This window comes from Stenotrophomonas pictorum JCM 9942 (assembly GCF_001310775.1).
Taxonomy (GTDB): Bacteria; Pseudomonadota; Gammaproteobacteria; order Xanthomonadales; family Xanthomonadaceae; genus Stenotrophomonas; species Stenotrophomonas pictorum.
Map to the genome: position 1 here is coordinate 1 of NZ_BAZI01000805.1, position 564 is coordinate 564.

General features: G+C 67.9%; 1 protein-coding gene. It reads right to left on the reverse strand.

Annotated elements, in window-relative coordinates:
* Positions 1–564: DsbC family protein (locus tag JCM9942_RS17785; protein WP_054661084.1), on the reverse strand; the 564-nt coding region annotated here is incomplete at both ends.

Below are 564 nucleotides of genomic sequence, written 5' to 3' on the forward strand. Positions count from 1 at the left end.
ATGCCCAGCTGCTGGCCGAGGTTGTACTGCATCGCCACCGGGTTGGTGCAGGTCCGCGACGGCACCGGCTGCCCGCCCTTGGCGGCGGTCAACGCGGCCTTGCGGTCGGCCGCGCACCAGACCGAGATCATGTCGGTGTAGTCCTTGCTGCCCAGGCCCATGCGCGGGAACGCCAGGTATTCCACGGCGATGCCGTTGCGGTTGAGCTCGGCGATGTCCTGGTGCAGCTTGCGGCAGTAGCCGCACTCGATATCGGTGAACACGCTGATGGTGTACTTGGCGTTGGGCGGCGCGAACACGATGCGGTCGGCGTGCGGCAGCGTGTCCAGCAGGCCGCGGCGGTAGGCCAGCAGGCCCGGGCTGGTGGCCATGCCGCGCTTTTCGATGTCGTACGGGGCCGACTGCATCAGATAACGGCCGTCATCGGTGACGTACAGCACCTGCCCGGACACGATCACCTCGCGGAAGCCGGGAAACGGCGCCGCGCCGATGTAATCGGGCTTGAAATTCGGATCCAGCTGCCTGAGCGCCTCGCGCACCCGCTTGTCCACCGCGCCCTCGGCC